This is a genomic window from Bacillus sp. CIS52, assembly GCF_053545315.1.
Window position 1 is genome coordinate 591,613 of sequence record NZ_JBIUFR010000001.1, and the last position, 15,732, is coordinate 607,344.

At 42.4% G+C, this 15,732-nt stretch carries 16 protein-coding genes, 3 pseudogenes and 1 riboswitch; of the genes and pseudogenes, 6 read left to right on the top strand and 13 right to left on the bottom strand.

Features of this window, described 5'->3' with window-relative positions; genetic code table 11:
• Nucleotides 1–74: 74 nt before the first annotated feature.
• On the bottom strand, nt 75–380 hold the full coding sequence (locus tag ACH32G_RS02410) for a hypothetical protein (RefSeq protein ID WP_016936335.1): 306 nt from the start codon (nt 378–380) through the stop codon (nt 75–77).
• A gap of 12 nt (nt 381–392) precedes the next feature.
• Nucleotides 393–1,808, bottom strand: coding sequence for a lipase (locus ACH32G_RS02415; protein ID WP_448813953.1), 1,416 nt, complete (start codon nt 1,806–1,808; stop codon nt 393–395).
• A 50-nt stretch (nt 1,809–1,858) separates the two neighbouring features.
• Here ACH32G_RS02415 and ACH32G_RS02420 point away from each other — a divergent pair, with 50 nt between their 5' ends.
• Nucleotides 1,859–2,224, top strand: a complete 366-nt coding sequence (locus ACH32G_RS02420; protein WP_045926886.1) for a DUF1433 domain-containing protein — start codon at nt 1,859–1,861, stop codon at nt 2,222–2,224.
• A 156-nt stretch (nt 2,225–2,380) separates the two neighbouring features.
• The gene (locus ACH32G_RS02425; protein ID WP_016936338.1) at nt 2,381–2,743 is read left to right on the top strand and encodes a DUF1433 domain-containing protein; all 363 of its coding nucleotides are present in this window, start codon (nt 2,381–2,383) and stop codon (nt 2,741–2,743) included.
• Nucleotides 2,744–3,058: 315 nt separating this feature from the next.
• Here ACH32G_RS02425 and ACH32G_RS02430 read toward each other — a convergent pair.
• The 4 genes and pseudogenes from ACH32G_RS02430 to ACH32G_RS02445 all read right to left on the bottom strand — a co-directional run.
• Nucleotides 3,059–3,200: pseudogene (locus ACH32G_RS02430) on the bottom strand (M15 family metallopeptidase); the annotation flags it as partial.
• A 52-nt stretch (nt 3,201–3,252) separates the two neighbouring features.
• Nucleotides 3,253–3,546 (bottom strand): annotated as a pseudogene (locus ACH32G_RS02435) (hypothetical protein); the annotation flags it as partial.
• A 139-nt stretch (nt 3,547–3,685) separates the two neighbouring features.
• Nucleotides 3,686–4,295: pseudogene (locus tag ACH32G_RS02440) on the bottom strand (peptidase G2 autoproteolytic cleavage domain-containing protein); the annotation flags it as partial.
• 155 nt (nt 4,296–4,450) lie between these two features.
• A complete protein-coding gene (locus ACH32G_RS02445; protein WP_448813954.1) occupies nt 4,451–5,197 on the bottom strand; it encodes an SDR family NAD(P)-dependent oxidoreductase in 747 nt (248 codons plus the stop codon).
• A 168-nt stretch (nt 5,198–5,365) separates the two neighbouring features.
• Here ACH32G_RS02445 and ACH32G_RS02450 point away from each other — a divergent pair, with 168 nt between their 5' ends.
• Complete coding sequence (locus ACH32G_RS02450; RefSeq protein WP_049628613.1) at nt 5,366–5,734, top strand: winged helix-turn-helix transcriptional regulator; 369 nt, start codon at nt 5,366–5,368, stop codon at nt 5,732–5,734.
• 469 nt (nt 5,735–6,203) lie between these two features.
• On the opposite strand, the gene queF is transcribed toward ACH32G_RS02450, so the two are convergent.
• From queF to ACH32G_RS02480, 6 genes are all read right to left on the bottom strand, one after another.
• Nucleotides 6,204–6,698 (bottom strand): preQ(1) synthase, encoded by a 495-nt coding sequence (gene queF, locus ACH32G_RS02455; RefSeq protein ID WP_003154673.1) that lies wholly within the window; start codon nt 6,696–6,698, stop codon nt 6,204–6,206.
• Between the two features lie 18 nt (nt 6,699–6,716).
• Nucleotides 6,717–7,448 (bottom strand): 7-carboxy-7-deazaguanine synthase QueE, encoded by a 732-nt coding sequence (gene queE, locus ACH32G_RS02460; protein ID WP_016936344.1) that lies wholly within the window; start codon nt 7,446–7,448, stop codon nt 6,717–6,719.
• Entirely contained in the window at nt 7,441–7,881 is a 441-nt protein-coding gene (gene queD / locus ACH32G_RS02465; protein WP_016936345.1) for a 6-carboxytetrahydropterin synthase QueD, read from the bottom strand. The genes queE and queD overlap by 8 nt, the downstream gene beginning before the upstream one ends.
• On the bottom strand, nt 7,882–8,541 hold the full coding sequence (gene queC / locus ACH32G_RS02470; protein ID WP_003154679.1) for a 7-cyano-7-deazaguanine synthase QueC: 660 nt from the start codon (nt 8,539–8,541) through the stop codon (nt 7,882–7,884). It lies immediately after the preceding gene.
• 96 nt (nt 8,542–8,637) lie between these two features.
• A riboswitch (PreQ1 riboswitch) is annotated at nt 8,638–8,682 on the bottom strand.
• A gap of 110 nt (nt 8,683–8,792) precedes the next feature.
• Complete coding sequence (locus tag ACH32G_RS02475; RefSeq protein ID WP_448813955.1) at nt 8,793–9,914, bottom strand: hypothetical protein; 1,122 nt, start codon at nt 9,912–9,914, stop codon at nt 8,793–8,795.
• A gap of 89 nt (nt 9,915–10,003) precedes the next feature.
• Complete coding sequence (locus ACH32G_RS02480; protein ID WP_045926882.1) at nt 10,004–11,050, bottom strand: YkvI family membrane protein; 1,047 nt, start codon at nt 11,048–11,050, stop codon at nt 10,004–10,006.
• Nucleotides 11,051–11,398: 348 nt separating this feature from the next.
• Here ACH32G_RS02480 and clpE point away from each other — a divergent pair, with 348 nt between their 5' ends.
• The 3 genes from clpE (at nt 11,399) to motB (ending at nt 15,234) form a co-directional block, all read left to right on the top strand.
• Entirely contained in the window at nt 11,399–13,495 is a 2,097-nt protein-coding gene (clpE, locus tag ACH32G_RS02485; RefSeq protein WP_448813956.1) for an ATP-dependent protease ATP-binding subunit ClpE, read from the top strand.
• 166 nt (nt 13,496–13,661) lie between these two features.
• Entirely contained in the window at nt 13,662–14,477 is an 816-nt protein-coding gene (gene motA, locus ACH32G_RS02490) for a flagellar motor stator protein MotA (protein ID WP_016936349.1), read from the top strand.
• Nucleotides 14,449–15,234: a flagellar motor protein MotB gene (motB, locus tag ACH32G_RS02495; protein ID WP_198698776.1), complete on the top strand. Its 786-nt coding sequence runs from the start codon at nt 14,449–14,451 to the stop codon at nt 15,232–15,234. Before motA ends, motB begins: the two co-directional genes overlap by 29 nt.
• 35 nt (nt 15,235–15,269) lie before the next feature.
• Here motB and ACH32G_RS02500 read toward each other — a convergent pair whose 3' ends face one another.
• The gene (locus tag ACH32G_RS02500) at nt 15,270–15,716 is read right to left on the bottom strand and encodes a MarR family winged helix-turn-helix transcriptional regulator (protein WP_016936351.1); all 447 of its coding nucleotides are present in this window, start codon (nt 15,714–15,716) and stop codon (nt 15,270–15,272) included.
• Between the last annotated feature and the right edge of the window lie 16 nt (nt 15,717–15,732).

Below are 15,732 nucleotides of genomic sequence, written 5' to 3' on the forward strand. Positions count from 1 at the left end.
CAGACGTCTGCGAATTTTTCTACATCATAAGTTAAAAAGACCCCCTCACATCTAAAGTGAAGAGGTTGTTTTAATTATTTAGTCCTTATACTCCTCAGAAAAGCACTTCTGTTCTCTGTAGCATTTGTCAGCATTGTCGCATTTTCATTAAGCCTTTGTACTAATGCTTCTTTAGCTTTACCTTCAAATGAAGAGAGTAAAGCAACATACACTTCAGCTATAACCTGTTGTGCTGAAGAAAAGTCTGATGCGTTTTTTGTGTCTTCTTTTAGGTTCTGGCAATGAGTTTTTAAACTTGAACCCACAATTTTTTTTAATTCCTCATTCTGTTGTAACCGTCTGTAAAATTCATCTGCATCCATATTAACACCATATGGCAATTTAAATCCCCCTTATAACCGTAACCAGCTTGCTAATTCATTATCCTTATCTTTTAAATCCTCAGCCATTTTAACAATAAACTCACTAATATCCTCTAAATCTCTAATCAAATAATGAAGAGAAGCCTCAGTTTGATACTGTTCTTCTGAGTCATAAAATGCTGCCCCATCTTTCACATAAGGTGCGTGAAACAATACAGCTTTATCAACATCGCTTGGTTCTAGATCCTTGAATTCTCCTAACCTCTTCCCGCAAATAGATTTTACGTCATACACCATTTTGCTGTGATCATGAGGAAATCGTTCAATTGCTTGTTTCTTTGTTTTTAAGTCTTCGATAGCTGCCTGTAATCGTTTAGCTAATTCTTTTGCATATTTAGCATCCACTTTAATTGTCTGGCCATTCATGCCTGAGAAAGATGAGAATGATTCGATATTCTGGTTATAAACACCTTTTCTGCCATCAACACTCTGGATATTACCATTCTTATCAAATTTAAAATTCGAATCATTTAAACTATGAGTATCAGGATTTTTTGCAAATGCTTGGCCATAGAAAGAAGTAATCAAGTTGGTCAAAATACCAGGAACTCCGTAAGAAGAAATTAGTCTTTGAGCTCGATCTTGACGTGCGATGCTTGGATCTTTCGTATATATGGTTGTTCCGTTGTGTCTGTCGTATTCTAAAAACCATCCTGAGCCCACCATATCATCAGGGTTAATAATTGCCTTATGATACAAATCAAATTCGCTATTTTTGATTTTATTCTGTGTTTCTTCATCGTGCAGTTTAACAATGGAAGGGTTGTTAAAAGCTACACTGTAAACGTTATTGTTTACACCAGCGTATTCCGCATCTGCCCCTCCAAGTGAGTGACCTGTTGTCGAAATCACTGTGTTAGTGCCAGCATACTTTTTCACTTCATTGGCAACGAGCTTATCACCTTGATCAAATTGAGATGTCTTAGTGACAATTTTGTATTCTCCGCTCTTAATCATCATTGCTTGTTCCATACTGCCGTTATACTTGGCAATAGCTTTAGAGTTTTCAGATGCATCTTTTTTCATTATGTATTGGACTTTCTTTTTCGGGTCTTTACCCATGACTACGTTGCCGCCATCTGCACTTATAACATCAGCTTTAATTTGTTCCTGATTTGTTCCTTGAAAACCTATAACGACATTTTCTGGTTCTTTTGGTTTTACCCATTTGCCTTCTTTTTTCTTCGCTTGAACAAATACGTAAACATCTAGACCTGTGTCTGGGTCTTTTTTGATTTTCTCCACGTAAAAAGCCTTTTTTGATCTATTTACAATGGGAGTCTTATTTTCATAGGCTTTTTTCATTTTCTTTTCACTGTATGTATTTTGACTGAGAAAAAAATAGTCTTTATCAGATAAATTAGGTATGTCGGTCTTTGTATTCATGTACAATGCCCCTTCCCTCATGTAAAATGTAAGACAGAAAGGATGGTTTTATGAAAAAATACATAATTATCCTTATAGCTCTGGTTATTATAACACTTGGAGGGATATTTATGAAGGAACAATACGACAAAAAAATGGAAGCCCAAGAAACTCAACAAAAGGAAGAGTTGTACTCTTTGGCTAAAAAAAGAATGACTGACTTTATTAAAACAAACTATAAAGGTATTGAACGAATTGATTACACTGATGATTATGAGGTGAATCCAATGGGTGGTATTGAAATCAATGGTTATCTCAATGGAAATATGAAAAAAGAAATATGGGGAATTTACGACAAAACTAATGACGAAATAGGATCATTTACTGTGGATGCAACCGAGAAGCCTGAGTGCGAAGATAAAGTATGTGAGTATTAAGTATACAACCCCTCACCATAGAGTAGAGGGGTCTTTTATGCTTTCTCAAAACTCATTAGTATTATCAAAGGATCGGATACTTTTCTTAACCCACTTCAATAGATTTTTCAAAAAAATGATAATCCACTCTCATTATACGACAAGAAGGATGGTTTTATGGAGAAATCCATAATTATACTTACTACTCTAGCTCTAATAACACTTGGGGGAATATACATGAAACACCAATATGATGAAAAGCAAGAAAAAGTTAAGACTGCAGAACTAGAGTTATTTGATAAAGCTAAAAAACGAATGACTGATTACATAAATGCCAACTATGAAGGTATAGATAAAATTGATTTCTCGGACAAATATGAAATAGATCCAATGGGAGGGATTAATGCAGAGGGTTATTTGAACGGCAACAAAGAAAAAGAGTTTTGGGGGATTTATGACAAGTCAAATGACACTATAACATCGTCTTATGTTGATGCTAAAGAAAAGCCAGAATGCGAAGATAAGCCATGTGAATATTAAAAAGAGGATAAATCATCAAATAAACAAAAGTGTCCCCTCAAAGAAATTTAAGGGGACTATTTATTTACTTAGACCATTTTGCCATACTGACCAGACACATTTCGGCGTTTATCGTTATGAATGATCTCCCAGTATCCTTTAGAATTGTTTGAACCTCTAACAGACCCAGCGATACAATTGTCTTATCAAGCCCAATTGCACCTATGTTCTTAGCTTTAATACGGTCAGGTTTGTCCATGATAATTGCAGCATTTGATACACCTACAATTTTAATCTTACCGACTGATTTTATGCCTGAATTTGTGGATTTTGAAGGTGCAGAAGATGCTTTCTTTCCAAAAGTATCAGTACCATAGCCCTTATAGTTGAATTGAAGGTGTGGCTGATCTACAAACCCTGTCCAATCCCCACCCCATTCAAAGCCAATTGATTTGGCATAAACAATAAATTTCTTAATATCAGATGCACCATAACCATTCCATTTAGTATCAGATTTAGAATAACCACCAATCGTAAATTATCAGATTGGCTGTTCCACCTGTTCCGCTAAGTGGTACTGATTTTACTGCACCTCCGTATGGTACGAATTCAACCGGAATTGAGCCGAAAATGATTTCCGGATCTGTTTTCACATGCCCCCTTAAAATTAAAAACGCTCCCCATTTTGCGTACATTGGTGTCCGCGTACCTGCTGTAGCCCCATTCTTTAGCATGATGTTGACATATGTGACAGCTCCGTTCCATTTCTTACGCTCAGCATCAGAGGTATGTCGGATTTGATTAAAACTATGTGCAGTGAACTGTTGTAACAATTCTTCCATTTTAGCTTTGAAATCTGATGTGAACTGTTGAAGCAGCTCCCCTACTTTATCCTTAAATGACTTATTCACATGAATATCCTCATCATTTAATACTAATTCCTTATAAATCGTTATTACCTCCTTATCTGATAAATGCTATTGCTACACCATATCCCTTATTAGAATCATATGGCTGCTTAATTTTCATGACTGTTAATCCTGTGTTGTCTTCCGCTTTGGATCCCTTACCATTCTTAGCTATAATCTTATCACCTGCTTGAACAGTATCACCAATACGTAAATGCACCTGTCCAATAAGTCCAACAATATGCCACTCATCACGCTCCTGTCGTGAAGTGTAGTCTAATTCAGGATCATATCCGGATTGGGCTTAGCAAGGCTTTTCTTTTCAGTTTTTATGTTCCCATCCTTATCTGTGTATTCAACTTCAGTTTCTTCATAGATCAATCCACCGAAATCATTTCTTAAGTATCTGTCATTCCAATAAAACTCAGCACTACCTAATACAACGCCCGCTGTCTCAGAATAACACCTAGCATCTCATCACCTTTTAAAGCCTTGCGAATCTTATCTCCTTCAAGGGTTACAAGGTATCCACTTTCAATCTTTTTGCCATCTGCAGATTCAAAATACTCAGCATAGTCCTTGAAGTTTGAAGCACTTTCAACACGACCAGCACCTAAAATGTTACCGTTTTGTGAGTCTATTTCCCATTTAGCATTAGTGGTAGCCCCAGGAAAATGCGTATTTACAACGTTAATCAAATTCAAACATAAAAAAGTCGAATTCCCTGTCCTTTAAGGAGAACGACTTTTTTATACGACTTCTTCAAGTAAATCCCCATTAACCTTTTTTGGGGACTATTTGTAATCTCTGCGCAGTGAAATTATACCTGTGCTAGTCCGCCATCTACGAACAATTCAACACCCGTCAAGTAACTGCTTTCGTCTGAAGCAAGGAAAGATACAGCGTTTGCTACTTCTTCAGGTGTCCCAACTTTTCCAGCTGGAACAGTATTTCTGGCATTTTCCATGGCTCCCTCAAGTGCATCACCAAAAAGCTCATCGTATGCAGGTGTAAGAATAACTCCTGGACTAACCACATTTACACGGACTTCAGTGCCTTTTAGGTCAAGAATCCAGTTGCGAACTAGTGCTCTTAATGCTGCTTTAGATGCTCCATATACACTAAACGCCGGGTTGCCAATTGATCCAGCAGTAGAGCCCGTTACAATAATAGAACCTACTTTGTCCGGGAATAGTGATAACGCTTTTTGAACAGTAAAGATGGTTCCTTTAACGTTAATGTCGAACGTTCTATCAACCTGCTCTTCAGTAATTTCACCTAATGGAAGGAAGTTGCCGGTGCCTGCATTAGCAAAAAGAATGTCCAACTTACCTTTTTCCTGCTTTATCATGTCATATAGTTTGTCTAAGTCTTCAAGCTTAGAAATATCACCTTGAACACCGGTTACGTTCTTGCCAATTTGGTTAACAGCTTTATCAAGTTCGTTTTGTCTACGTCCCGTGATATAAACATATGCACCTTCGTTTACAAATTTTTGTGCTGTAGCAAGACCAATCCCACTTGTTCCACCCGTTACAAGCGCTATTTTACCTTCAAATTTACCCATACTTAACACTCCTTTAGAATTAATATTATTTTATGTCTAGTACCTTTAAGTACTTGAAGAACAACTTACAAGATATAGTATCCTTCAGTAAGCACATTATCGGAAGTACCCACTTTTTTGTGATATAGTAACTAAAAAGTAATAAATGTGGAATGGAGAGCTTTAGACATGAAAAAATTTAGCTGTGGGTTTGAAGTGACAAAGGAAGTTATTGGCGGAAAATGGAAAGGCCTTGTATTATACTTTTTAATGAATGGACCAAAGAGAACGAGTGAATTAAAGCGCATTATCCCAAATATAACTCAGAAAATGCTGATTCAAACACTTAGAGAGCTTGAAGCCAGTGGACTTGTGAGCAGAAAGATGTATAATCAAGTACCGCCGAAGGTTGAATATTCATCCACTGAACTTGGAGAATCTCTTAAACCTATCTTGCAGGAGCTCTGTCAATGGGGAGTCCATTATGCGGAGCAAGAGTATGCAGAAGGTGAATATGAAATTGTACAACCAGAACAACTAAAGTTAGGATTGATGTAGCTGCTGAAGTAAATGCTAAACAACTTTAATACCATCACCTAACAGATGAAGAACAGTCAGAAATAAATGAGATATTCAATTTTGAAAGTAAGTTATAATAAGAAGTGTCATGAACTATATTCAGGAGAACTTTGATGACATTCAAAAAAGAGCTGTTTCAAATGTTAAAAAGAAGGTTCAGAAACTTAGCCAAAAAATAAATGAAGATATTGATAATAATATTTAATGCCTGTGATCTCTAGATAGGCATTTTTTCTTTCGGATAAAAAAGAAAAGACGTACAAATTGTACGCCTTTATCTGCTTCTGTACTATCAATTTTTCACTGCATAAAAGTCACAGTTCAGGTTGCACCTCAGGTCACACTTTTTAATACAATTCCCATGAGTAGAGCCATTTTCAGATGTGACTTTTCCCGCTTTTACTGTGACCCCACTTCGTCTTGCACTCCGTATCACACAACGGAATAATTACCGATTGTCAATCGTCTCCGGGTACATATCATGATTCATCATGCGATGTTCGGCCATTTTTTCATATTTTGTTCCCGGTCTGCCGTAGTTTGTATACGGGTCAATGGAGATTCCGCCTCTTGGCGTGAATTTGCCCCATACTTCAATGTAGCGGGGGTCCATTAATTCGATCAAGTCATTCATGATGATGTTCATGCAGTCCTCGTGGAAGTCTCCGTGGTTGCGGAAGCTGAAAAGATACAGCTTTAACGATTTGCTTTCCACCATTTTTTCGTCCGGAATATAGCTGATGTAAATGGTTGCAAAATCCGGCTGTCCCGTTTTCGGGCAAAGCGACGTAAATTCCGGGCAGTTGAATTTAACAAAATAATCACGGTTCACGTGTTTATTCGGGAATGATTCCAAAACCTCCGGCGCATATTCAAATAAATAGTTTGTCCCTTGATTCCCCAGGAGTGTAACTCCTTCTAATTCTGATTCTTTTCTTGTCATGTAAATTCTCCCTTTCTATTAAACTCCCCGTTTATTGCCCCAAAGCAATGTATGAAGCTGAGGCAGGACTCTGACGAGATTCAGATCCGAATCGGCAGAAACCTTATCAACGAGTTTTTCATATTTTTCGAGCAGATGCGCAATTAATGCCCGGTCATCTGTCGTGTGGACATTATCGTTTCCGACCTGAAGATAAAACGGGATATTCGGATACCGCTTATGCACGGTTTTCGCGAATTGCAGATCTTCATCATTAAAAATGACGACCTTTAAGCTGACTGCGCTAAGCCTTTCAGCCGCATCAAGCGAAGATACGATGTGATCGAGCTTTGCAAAGTCGGTTGTCATCCCTGAACTCGGCGGCTTCGGTGAAATCGTCAGGTCGTTAATCATTGTAAACCAATCCTGATAGACCGTTCCCTGCGTTTCTAAAGCGGCGCGCACACCATGTTCTTTCAGCAGCAGAATCAGCGCGTCAAGCTGCTTTAACAGCGCCGGGTTTCCTCCTGAGATGGTAACATGGGAAAAGGCGTCTCCGCCGATTTCTCTCAGCTCGCGGTAAATGTCTTCCGCCGTCATCCAGCGGATATCTTTTTTGGCTGAGCCGTCCCATGTAAAGGCGGAGTCGCACCAGCTGCAGGAGTAGTCGCAGCCTGCCGTGCGGACGAACATGGTTTTCTGGCCGATGACCATGCCCTCTCCTTGTATCGTCGGTCCGAAAATTTCTAAAACCGGGATTCCTTTAGCCATTCAAATCACCTTTTTTCGGGCGGTATACGCAATAGCTTGTCGGGGTTTCCCTGACAAAAACCTGGACGCAGACCGGCTGATTCTCCAGTGTTTCGAGGTAGGACTGAACTTTATCGTAAATCGTTTTGGCTACGACTTCGGTTGTCGGCAGCGAATATCTGTCATCATCGGAAAATTCATCATGGTCATTCAGCAATGTATGATCGTAAGCGCCGTGCACCAATTTCTTCAGCACGCTGAAATTCACGAGAAAGCCTGAATCATCCAGTTCATCCCCTGCAACTGTAATATTTACTGTATACGTGTGGCCATGGACTCTGCTGCACGCTCCGGCACTTTCACGGGGAATAAAGTGCGCTGCTGAAATGTGCATGTCCTTATTCAGCTCAAACGAATAAGGATGCTGAACCTGCGGGTAAATTTGAGAAAGCAATTAGTTCCGCTCCCCTTTCATTTTCATATATTCATCATATCCTTTATTGCGGAGCAGGCATGCCGGGCATTCTCCGCATCCGTCCGCAATGATGCCGTTATAGCAAGTCAATGTGTTATTCTTTACAAAATCAAGCGCGCCGAGCTCATCAGCAAGTTTCCATGTTTCCGCTTTGTTCAGCCACATAAGCGGCGTATGAATGACGAACGGCTTTTCCATCGCCAAGTTGACGGTGACATTGCAGGACTTGACAAACTCGTCCCGGCAGTCCGGATAGCCGCTGAAATCAGTCTCGCATACACCGGTGATGATGTGGCGTGCGCCGATTTGATATGCAAGAATCGATGCAAAGGATAAAAATACGAGGTTGCGCCCCGGCACAAACGTTGTCGGCAGTTCTCCGTCCTTCGCTTCAATTTCAATATCATCCCGTGTCAGCGCGTTTGGCGCAAGCTGGTTTAAAAGAGACATATCAAGCAGATGATTTTTGACACCGAGCTTTTCGGCAATCGATTTAGCTACATCAATTTCTTCTTGATGACGCTGATTGTAATGGAATGTAACGGTTTCTACTTCTTCAAAGTTTTGCAAAGCCCATAATAAACACGTCGTGCTGTCTTGGCCTCCGCTGAACACCACAACCGCTTTTTCTTTTTTCATGTCTTTCTCTCCCTTATCTATCATTCAATAAAAAAAGCGCCTATCTCGGAGAAGGCGCCCTAAAAAACATAAAAAAACCGTATCCAAGGATACAGCTCGTCCTTAGTTTTTTATAGAGGGTGTAGCTAGAACCTCTCCCGCATCAATACGGATTTTCTTCTTTTTTTCACTTTTGCTATCATACCATAATGCCGCTTCCCGTGACAATAAAAAAAACAGCCTGAAACATGTGTCAGGCTGCAAAAACCGATTTAAGCCCGGCTTTTCTTTTTCGGAAATGCCATCAGTGCAATCCCGATCAGCACAAATAAGGCAGGCCAGAAAACAGAAACCGGGATGATCGGCTGATACATCAGCGTAAAGCATAGCGCGGTCAAGGTCAGAACCGCAACCGGAATGAGCAGCGCCTTTTGTTTCCCGCCGAACAGCCACAGTTCAAATAAACCGAATGCCGCTGCCAACAGATAAACAGGCCATGTCACACCGGAATAGGCCCAATGGGTCGCCGTTTCAAAAACAAACAAGATCCCCGTAACCAATAAAATGCCGCCCGGTACAAGAAGTCCTGCGTTTTTGACCGGTTTCGGACCGAAAATCGGAATGTGAAAAGCGGCTGCAAGCAAAAGAATGAGCGCGGGCCAGCCGCGTTCGCTGATGACTTCATTTGCATTGGTGAATATGCCGAAAATGCCCGCGGCGCATAGAACCGCCGCAGCAGTCAAAAGCCCTCTTTGCTTTCTGCCGAACAGCCAGGCTTCAAACAGGCCGAACGCGACGGCAAAGAGGTAGAGAGGCGATGTCATAGTTGCGTATGTCCAATCCGTCAGCGTTTCAAACCATAACAATCCGCCAATCACAAGCAATGTTCCGCCCGGAATGAGAAGGCCCGTTCTTTTTTTCGGCTGCATGAAGGCAGCGGCGTGAAACAGAAGCGCTACTGCAATGATCAAAAGCGGCCACAGCCCTGTCAACAGCATACCGGCAAAGCATAGGGCACCCGTCCCAGCCAAAATCATAGCAGGAATCAATACGCCGATCTTTCTACCGCCGAAGTACCACAGCTCAAACAGACCGAGAGCAGGCGCCCATATATAAACAGGCCACGTCACGCCTGAATACGCCCATCCTGTTGCCGTCTCAAAACAAAACAGGCAGCCCAGCACAAGAAAAAGACCGCCGGGAACGAGCAGTCCCGCCTGTTCAGGCGTTTTTTTCGAAAAAACAAATCCGGCGTGAAACCCCGCGGACATTATAATGAAAAGAAGCGGCCACGCCGAACCGGCGGAAAGATGTATAACTCCCGCCTTCTGTAAAAAAAATGCAATGCCGATACAAATAAAAATAAATCCCAATAATACACGTCGCTCTTTCATCTCTTAATCCTCCCCATCATTTCCCAATTCATTATACAGAAATGACAGGAAAAAAGAAGGGGAATTCCCAAAAAATACAGACATTTTCCTTATTTACGTTGTTTTTCTTTCGGGACTTTTTTGCAAACCAATGCGCCGATAAAAGCCAGACTCACATATCCAAACACCGGATAAACGGTAGAAATCAGCTGTCCGTAGCCGATTTGACTGACAATAAACGCAAACATCAAAATGCCGCCGTAAATATATGTACTTTTTATATGAAGAAAACTGTTTAATTGTTTTTCCAATCCATATAAATTGCCGATAACTGACGTAAACACTTCCCCGAAAATAATAAACAAATAGATGATATGAAGCGAGCGCGAATACAAATACACAACTTGAGCCATCGGGATGTCAAACTCCAGTACATCCGGCAGCACCGATAATGATAAGAAGCTCGCGGCAAGCACTAGTGTCAAAAGAGCGCCGCCTAAATAAGCCCCCCTTCTGATCACTTTCTCTGAAGACATTTCGTTCGCAAGCGGCACAAGGACGGCTTGGGCAAGCGATAAATTTAACGCGCCGTAAGAGACGGCGGACAAAAGCCAGTTCCACTTGTCAGGCCATACCCATTCGTCCGCGTTTCTCGTGCTTGTAAATACAAATGAATCAGCTGTCACGATAAAAGAGAAAGAAATTAAAAGCGGCACAACCAATATATTGACGCCGAACACACCTTTAACACCGCTTGTCATGACGGCAAAGCTCAGTACGATCGTCAGAAGGATCCCCGCCTGTGCGGGCCAGCCAAGCTGCTCATGAAACAGCGCTCCAGCTCCGGACAGCATGACGGAGGTCACTCCAAGCAAGATAAACATCATAAATATGTTCACGGCGCGGCCGATGGACCGGCCGAATAAATATGTGTTCAATTCCTGATAAGATGCTGCATGAATCCGTTTGGAAATAATCATGATTTTGGCGCCTAAATATGTAAACATCAGACCGCTTACCATAATACCGAACAGACCGATCCAGCCAAACCTCAGAAAAAATTCAACGATTTCCCGTCCCGTGGCAAAACCGGCTCCTACAACCGTTCCTACGTATACGAATGCAAGCTGACTTGCAGAACCTTTTCTTTGTCCCATTTCACCCTCCGGCTATGCGCAGATTTGTCCAGGCCTTTTTATCAGCATATGAGACAAGTCGCCTGAAAAGAAGAACAAATCATCCTTCCCCAAAAACGAATTCAGTTCTCCCCTTTAAGCAAAAATATTGAAAGAAAAAAAGGACCGGCGTATACTCTTCATCAAGAAAGGTCAAACATTTGGAAATGCCGCTTTTCATGCTGTAAACTTTGATTTTTCGCGGTTTAAAACAAAACACTTGAAAGTCAAAGAAGGTCAGAGTATACTATTAATCAAAGAAGGTCAAAGTTAAGGCCTTATTTTCTAATTCATTTGGTCAAAGAAGATCAAACAAGGAGGTTTTGGCAAATGCGTTGTCAACACTGTCACAAAAACGAGGCGACGATTCGCCTGAACATGCAAGTCAATTCCATTCAAAGACAATTCGTTTTATGTGAAACATGTTATACAGAATTAACCCGCAAACCGGCTATGAGCATGGGTCCGCAATCTTTCGGATTCCCGTTTGAGCAAGGCTTCGCTCCCGGTCAAAATAAACAGCAGGACAGCCGTAAAAAGGGTCTGCTCGATGAGCTCGCTCAAAACGTCACAAACGGCGCAAAAGCAGGTCTGATTGACCCTGTGATCGGACGCGATGATGAGGTGGCGCGCGTAATTGAAATTTTGAACCGCCGGAATAAAAACAACCCGGTGCTTATCGGTGAACCCGGTGTCGGCAAAACGGCTATTGCAGAAGGTTTGGCGCTTAAAATCGCTGAAGGCGATGTGCCGAACAAACTGAAAAACAAAGAACTTTATCTGCTTGATGTCGCTTCCCTCGTCGCCAACACAGGAATCAGAGGCCAGTTTGAAGAAAGAATGAAACAATTAATGAACGAATTAAAAGAGCGGAAAAACGTCATTTTGTTCATTGACGAGATTCACCTTCTCGTAGGCGCCGGCTCTGCCGAGGGATCAATGGATGCCGGAAACATCCTGAAACCTGCGCTGGCCAGAGGTGAACTGCAGGTCATCGGGGCGACAACATTGAAAGAGTACCGCCAGATTGAAAAAGACGCAGCGCTTGAAAGACGCTTCCAGCCTGTCATGGTTCACGAGCCTTCTATCGAACAAGCCATCAGCATTCTTGAAGGCATTAAAGATAAATACGAGAAATACCACGGCGTCACATTCAGCGATGAAGCGATCAAAGCGTGTGTTACACTTTCTTCCCGCTACATTCAGGACCGCCATCTGCCGGATAAAGCGATCGACTTGTTAGATGAAGCCGGTTCTAAGGCAAACCTGGAGCTTGATACCGTAAATGAAGAAGATGCGGCTGAGAGACTTAAAGCAATTGACGCGGAGAAATCAAAAGCGCTTCAGGAAGAAAATTATGAGCTTGCCGCGAAACTGCGCGATGAAGAAGCGGCGTTGGAAAAGCAGCTGGCGCATGAAACACCGGCCGCTTCTTCAGAAATCGGGGCGGAGCATATTCAAGCCATCATTGAACAGAAAACAGGCATTCCGGTCGGAAAACTTCAGGCTGATGAACAAGTCAAAATGAAGGAACTTGAAGAGCGCCTTCATGAGCGCGTCATCGGTCAGGAAAAAGCCGTGAAAAAAGTGGCGAAAGCAGTCAGACGAAGCCGCGCCGGCTTAAAATCAAAAAACAGACCTGTCGGCTCCTTCCTCTTTGTCGGACCGACCGGGGTCGGAAAAACCGAGTTATCAAAAACACTCGCAGATGAACTGTTCGGCACAAAAGATTCCATTATCCGGCTCGATATGAGTGAATACATGGAAAAACACGCCGTTTCTAAAATCATCGGTTCACCGCCGGGATATGTCGGACATGATGAAGCCGGGCAATTAACGGAAAAAGTGCGACGCAATCCGTACAGCATCGTGCTGCTTGATGAGATTGAAAAAGCGCACCCTGACGTCCAGCATATGTTCCTGCAGATTATGGAGGACGGCCGTCTGACAGACAGCCAAGGCAGAACTGTCAGCTTCAAAGATACCGTTTTGATTATGACAAGCAACGCGGGAACCGGCGAAAAACAAGCAAAGGTCGGGTTCCAGTCTGAAGAAAGCGTCATGGAAGAACAAACGCTGATTGATTCACTGAGCGCGTTCTTCAAACCGGAGTTTTTAAACCGGTTTGACAGCATTATTGAATTCCAATCCCTGAAAAAAGAACATCTCGTGAAAATCGTCAGCCTGCTTCTCGCAGAGCTTGAAGACACATTAAAAGAGCGCGGCATCAGCCTGAGCGTCACCGATGATGCGAAAGAAAAAATCGCTGAAATCGGCTATCACCCTGCTTTCGGAGCACGCCCGCTCAGAAGAACCATCCAGGAATTGATCGAAGACGAAATGACAGATCTCTTATTGGATGACAATGAAATAAAAGCCTTCCATGTCGTAATGGAAGAAGACGGCATCAAAGTCCGTGCACAATAAGAAAAAGCGGTTCCCTGTCCGGGGAGCCGCTTTTTTGTATCTTTTTCCATGCCGGAGGGCAGAAACTGTGAAGAATTCGGCAACAATTTCGCATTCACCCTAAAGTTCCATCCACTGCCACCGATATTAACCATAGAAAGCTAGTATAAAGGATTTGGTGAAAACTATGGATAAAACATCGATTATCGGTATCATCCTCGCCCTGATTGCTTTAAGCGTGGGCATGGTGCTGAAAGGGGTCAGCTTAAGCGCACTCGCTAACCCGGCAGCTATTCTGATTATTTTGTTCGGTACGATTTCTGCGGTAATCATCGCATTCCCCGGAAAAGAAATCAAAAAAGTGCCTGCCCTTTTTAAAGTGCTGTTTAAAGAAAACAAACAGCTGACCATTGCGCAATTAATTCCCATGTTCTCTCAATGGGCGCAAATCGCCAGACGGGAAGGTCTGCTCGCATTGGAAGCAAGCATCGAAGACGTGGATGACGCGTTTTTGAAAAACGGACTGAGCATGGCGGTTGACGGACAAAGTGCAGAATTTATCAGAGATATTATGACTGAGGAAGTTGAAGCGATGGAGGACAGACACCAGGCCGGCGCGGCTATCTTTACCCAAGCCGGCACATATGCGCCGACACTCGGCGTTTTGGGTGCGGTCATCGGTCTTATCGCCGCTCTTTCCAATATGAACAATACCGAGGCGCTCGGACATGCCATCAGTGCGGCATTTGTCGCCACCCTTCTCGGGATCTTTACGGGATATGTACTATGGCATCCTTTCGCCAACAAGCTGAAACGGAAATCAAAACAGGAAGTCAAACTGCGTGAAATCATGATTGAAGGCGTTCTGTCGGTGCTTGAAGGACAGGCGCCGAAAGTGATCGAACAAAAACTTCTCATGTATCTCCCTGCGAACGAACGAGCAAAAGTCATTGAACAAGAAGGAGAGGCAACCAATGGCGAGAAAAAAGAAGAAGAAGCATGATGACGAGCATGTGGATGAGTCTTGGCTGATCCCGTACGCGGACCTTCTCACCCTTCTTTTGGCTCTGTTCATTGTATTGTTCGCCATGAGTTCTGTCGACGCGGCGAAATTTCAAATGCTGTCTAAATCATTTAACGCCGTTTTCACAGGAGGCACGGGGGTCCTTGAATATTCAAGCGTCACCCCTCCCGAAAATGAAAAAGACGGCGTTGATCAGTTAAAAAAAGACAAGGAAAAAGATAAAGAACAGAAAAAGAAAGAAAGAGAAGCAGCCGACCGCGAAGAGCTTGAAGGTGTGCAAAAGCAAGTCAATCAATTTATAAAAAACAAAAAGCTTGAAACTCAGCTGGAAACAAAGCTGACTAAAGAAGGACTCTTAATTACCATTAAAGACAGTATCTTTTTTGACTCAGGACGGGCGGATATCCGCCAGGAAGATATTCCGCTTGCGAAGGAAATCTCGAATCTCCTTGTGCTGAATCCGCCAAGGAACATTATCATCAGCGGGCATACGGACAATGTGCCGATTAAAAACTCACAATTTCAATCAAACTGGCATTTAAGCGTCATGCGTGCCGTCAACTTCATGGCTATTCTTACAGAAAACCCGAAACTTGATGCAAAAGTATTCAGCGCCAAAGGTTTCGGTGAGTATAAGCCGGCTGCGTCGAACAAAACCGCGGAAGGACGCAGCAAAAACAGGCGTGTCGAAGTATTGATACAGCCGCGAAACGCCGTCCCTGACGAAAATCAGTAATATAAAAAAGGAAGCCTTTCAAATGGCTTCCTTTTTTATTTCTGATGAAAATGTTTAGCGTTTAATCCCACTCTTTTCAGCATTTCCGTACACATTTCTATCTCTTCATCACTCAGCACACTGATCATTTCTTTAATTTCGGCTGCATGATCAGGGAAAATATCGTCCAAAAGACGGATTCCCTTTTCGGAAATCTGTGCGAAAGTCACCCTCCTGTCAGTCGGCGAGGCTTTTCTGATGAGAAGTTCTTTTTTCTCTAATTTGTCAACAACGTATGTAATACTTCCGCTCGCTAATAAAATTTTGTCGCCGATCTGCTGCAGCGGCTGGTTGCCTTTATGATACAGCAGTTCAAGCACAGCAAATTCTGTCGGATTCAGGCCGTGCTTATGAATATGTTTATTCATATGGTCGTTTATGGACCGGTATGCACGCGACAGTACAATAAATAATTTCAATGAGTTTTCTGTTTTATCCGTCATACATTCAATCATCCTT

Bases quoted from the DNA above. Each gene is read 5' to 3' on its own strand.
- ACH32G_RS02425 (WP_016936338.1), top strand. From the start codon at position 2,381: ATGGAGAAATCCATAATTATACTTACTACTCTAGCTCTAATAACACTT.
- queC (WP_003154679.1), bottom strand. From the start codon at position 8,541: ATGAAAAAAGAAAAAGCGGTTGTGGTGTTCAGCGGAGGCCAAGACAGC.
- queF (WP_003154673.1), bottom strand. From the start codon at position 6,698: ATGACAAGAAAAGAATCAGAATTAGAAGGAGTTACACTCCTGGGGAAT.
- ACH32G_RS02500 (WP_016936351.1), bottom strand. From the start codon at position 15,716: ATGACGGATAAAACAGAAAACTCATTGAAATTATTTATTGTACTGTCG.
- ACH32G_RS02420 (WP_045926886.1), top strand. From the start codon at position 1,859: ATGAAAAAATACATAATTATCCTTATAGCTCTGGTTATTATAACACTT.
- ACH32G_RS02475 (WP_448813955.1), bottom strand. From the start codon at position 9,914: ATGAAAGAGCGACGTGTATTATTGGGATTTATTTTTATTTGTATCGGC.
- ACH32G_RS02450 (WP_049628613.1), top strand. From the start codon at position 5,366: ATGAAAAAATTTAGCTGTGGGTTTGAAGTGACAAAGGAAGTTATTGGC.
- clpE (WP_448813956.1), top strand. From the start codon at position 11,399: ATGCGTTGTCAACACTGTCACAAAAACGAGGCGACGATTCGCCTGAAC.
- motB (WP_198698776.1), top strand. From the start codon at position 14,449: ATGGCGAGAAAAAAGAAGAAGAAGCATGATGACGAGCATGTGGATGAG.
- queE (WP_016936344.1), bottom strand. From the start codon at position 7,448: ATGGCTAAAGGAATCCCGGTTTTAGAAATTTTCGGACCGACGATACAA.
- ACH32G_RS02415 (WP_448813953.1), bottom strand. From the start codon at position 1,808: ATGAATACAAAGACCGACATACCTAATTTATCTGATAAAGACTATTTT.
- ACH32G_RS02480 (WP_045926882.1), bottom strand. From the start codon at position 11,050: ATGGGACAAAGAAAAGGTTCTGCAAGTCAGCTTGCATTCGTATACGTA.
- ACH32G_RS02445 (WP_448813954.1), bottom strand. From the start codon at position 5,197: ATGGGTAAATTTGAAGGTAAAATAGCGCTTGTAACGGGTGGAACAAGT.
- motA (WP_016936349.1), top strand. From the start codon at position 13,662: ATGGATAAAACATCGATTATCGGTATCATCCTCGCCCTGATTGCTTTA.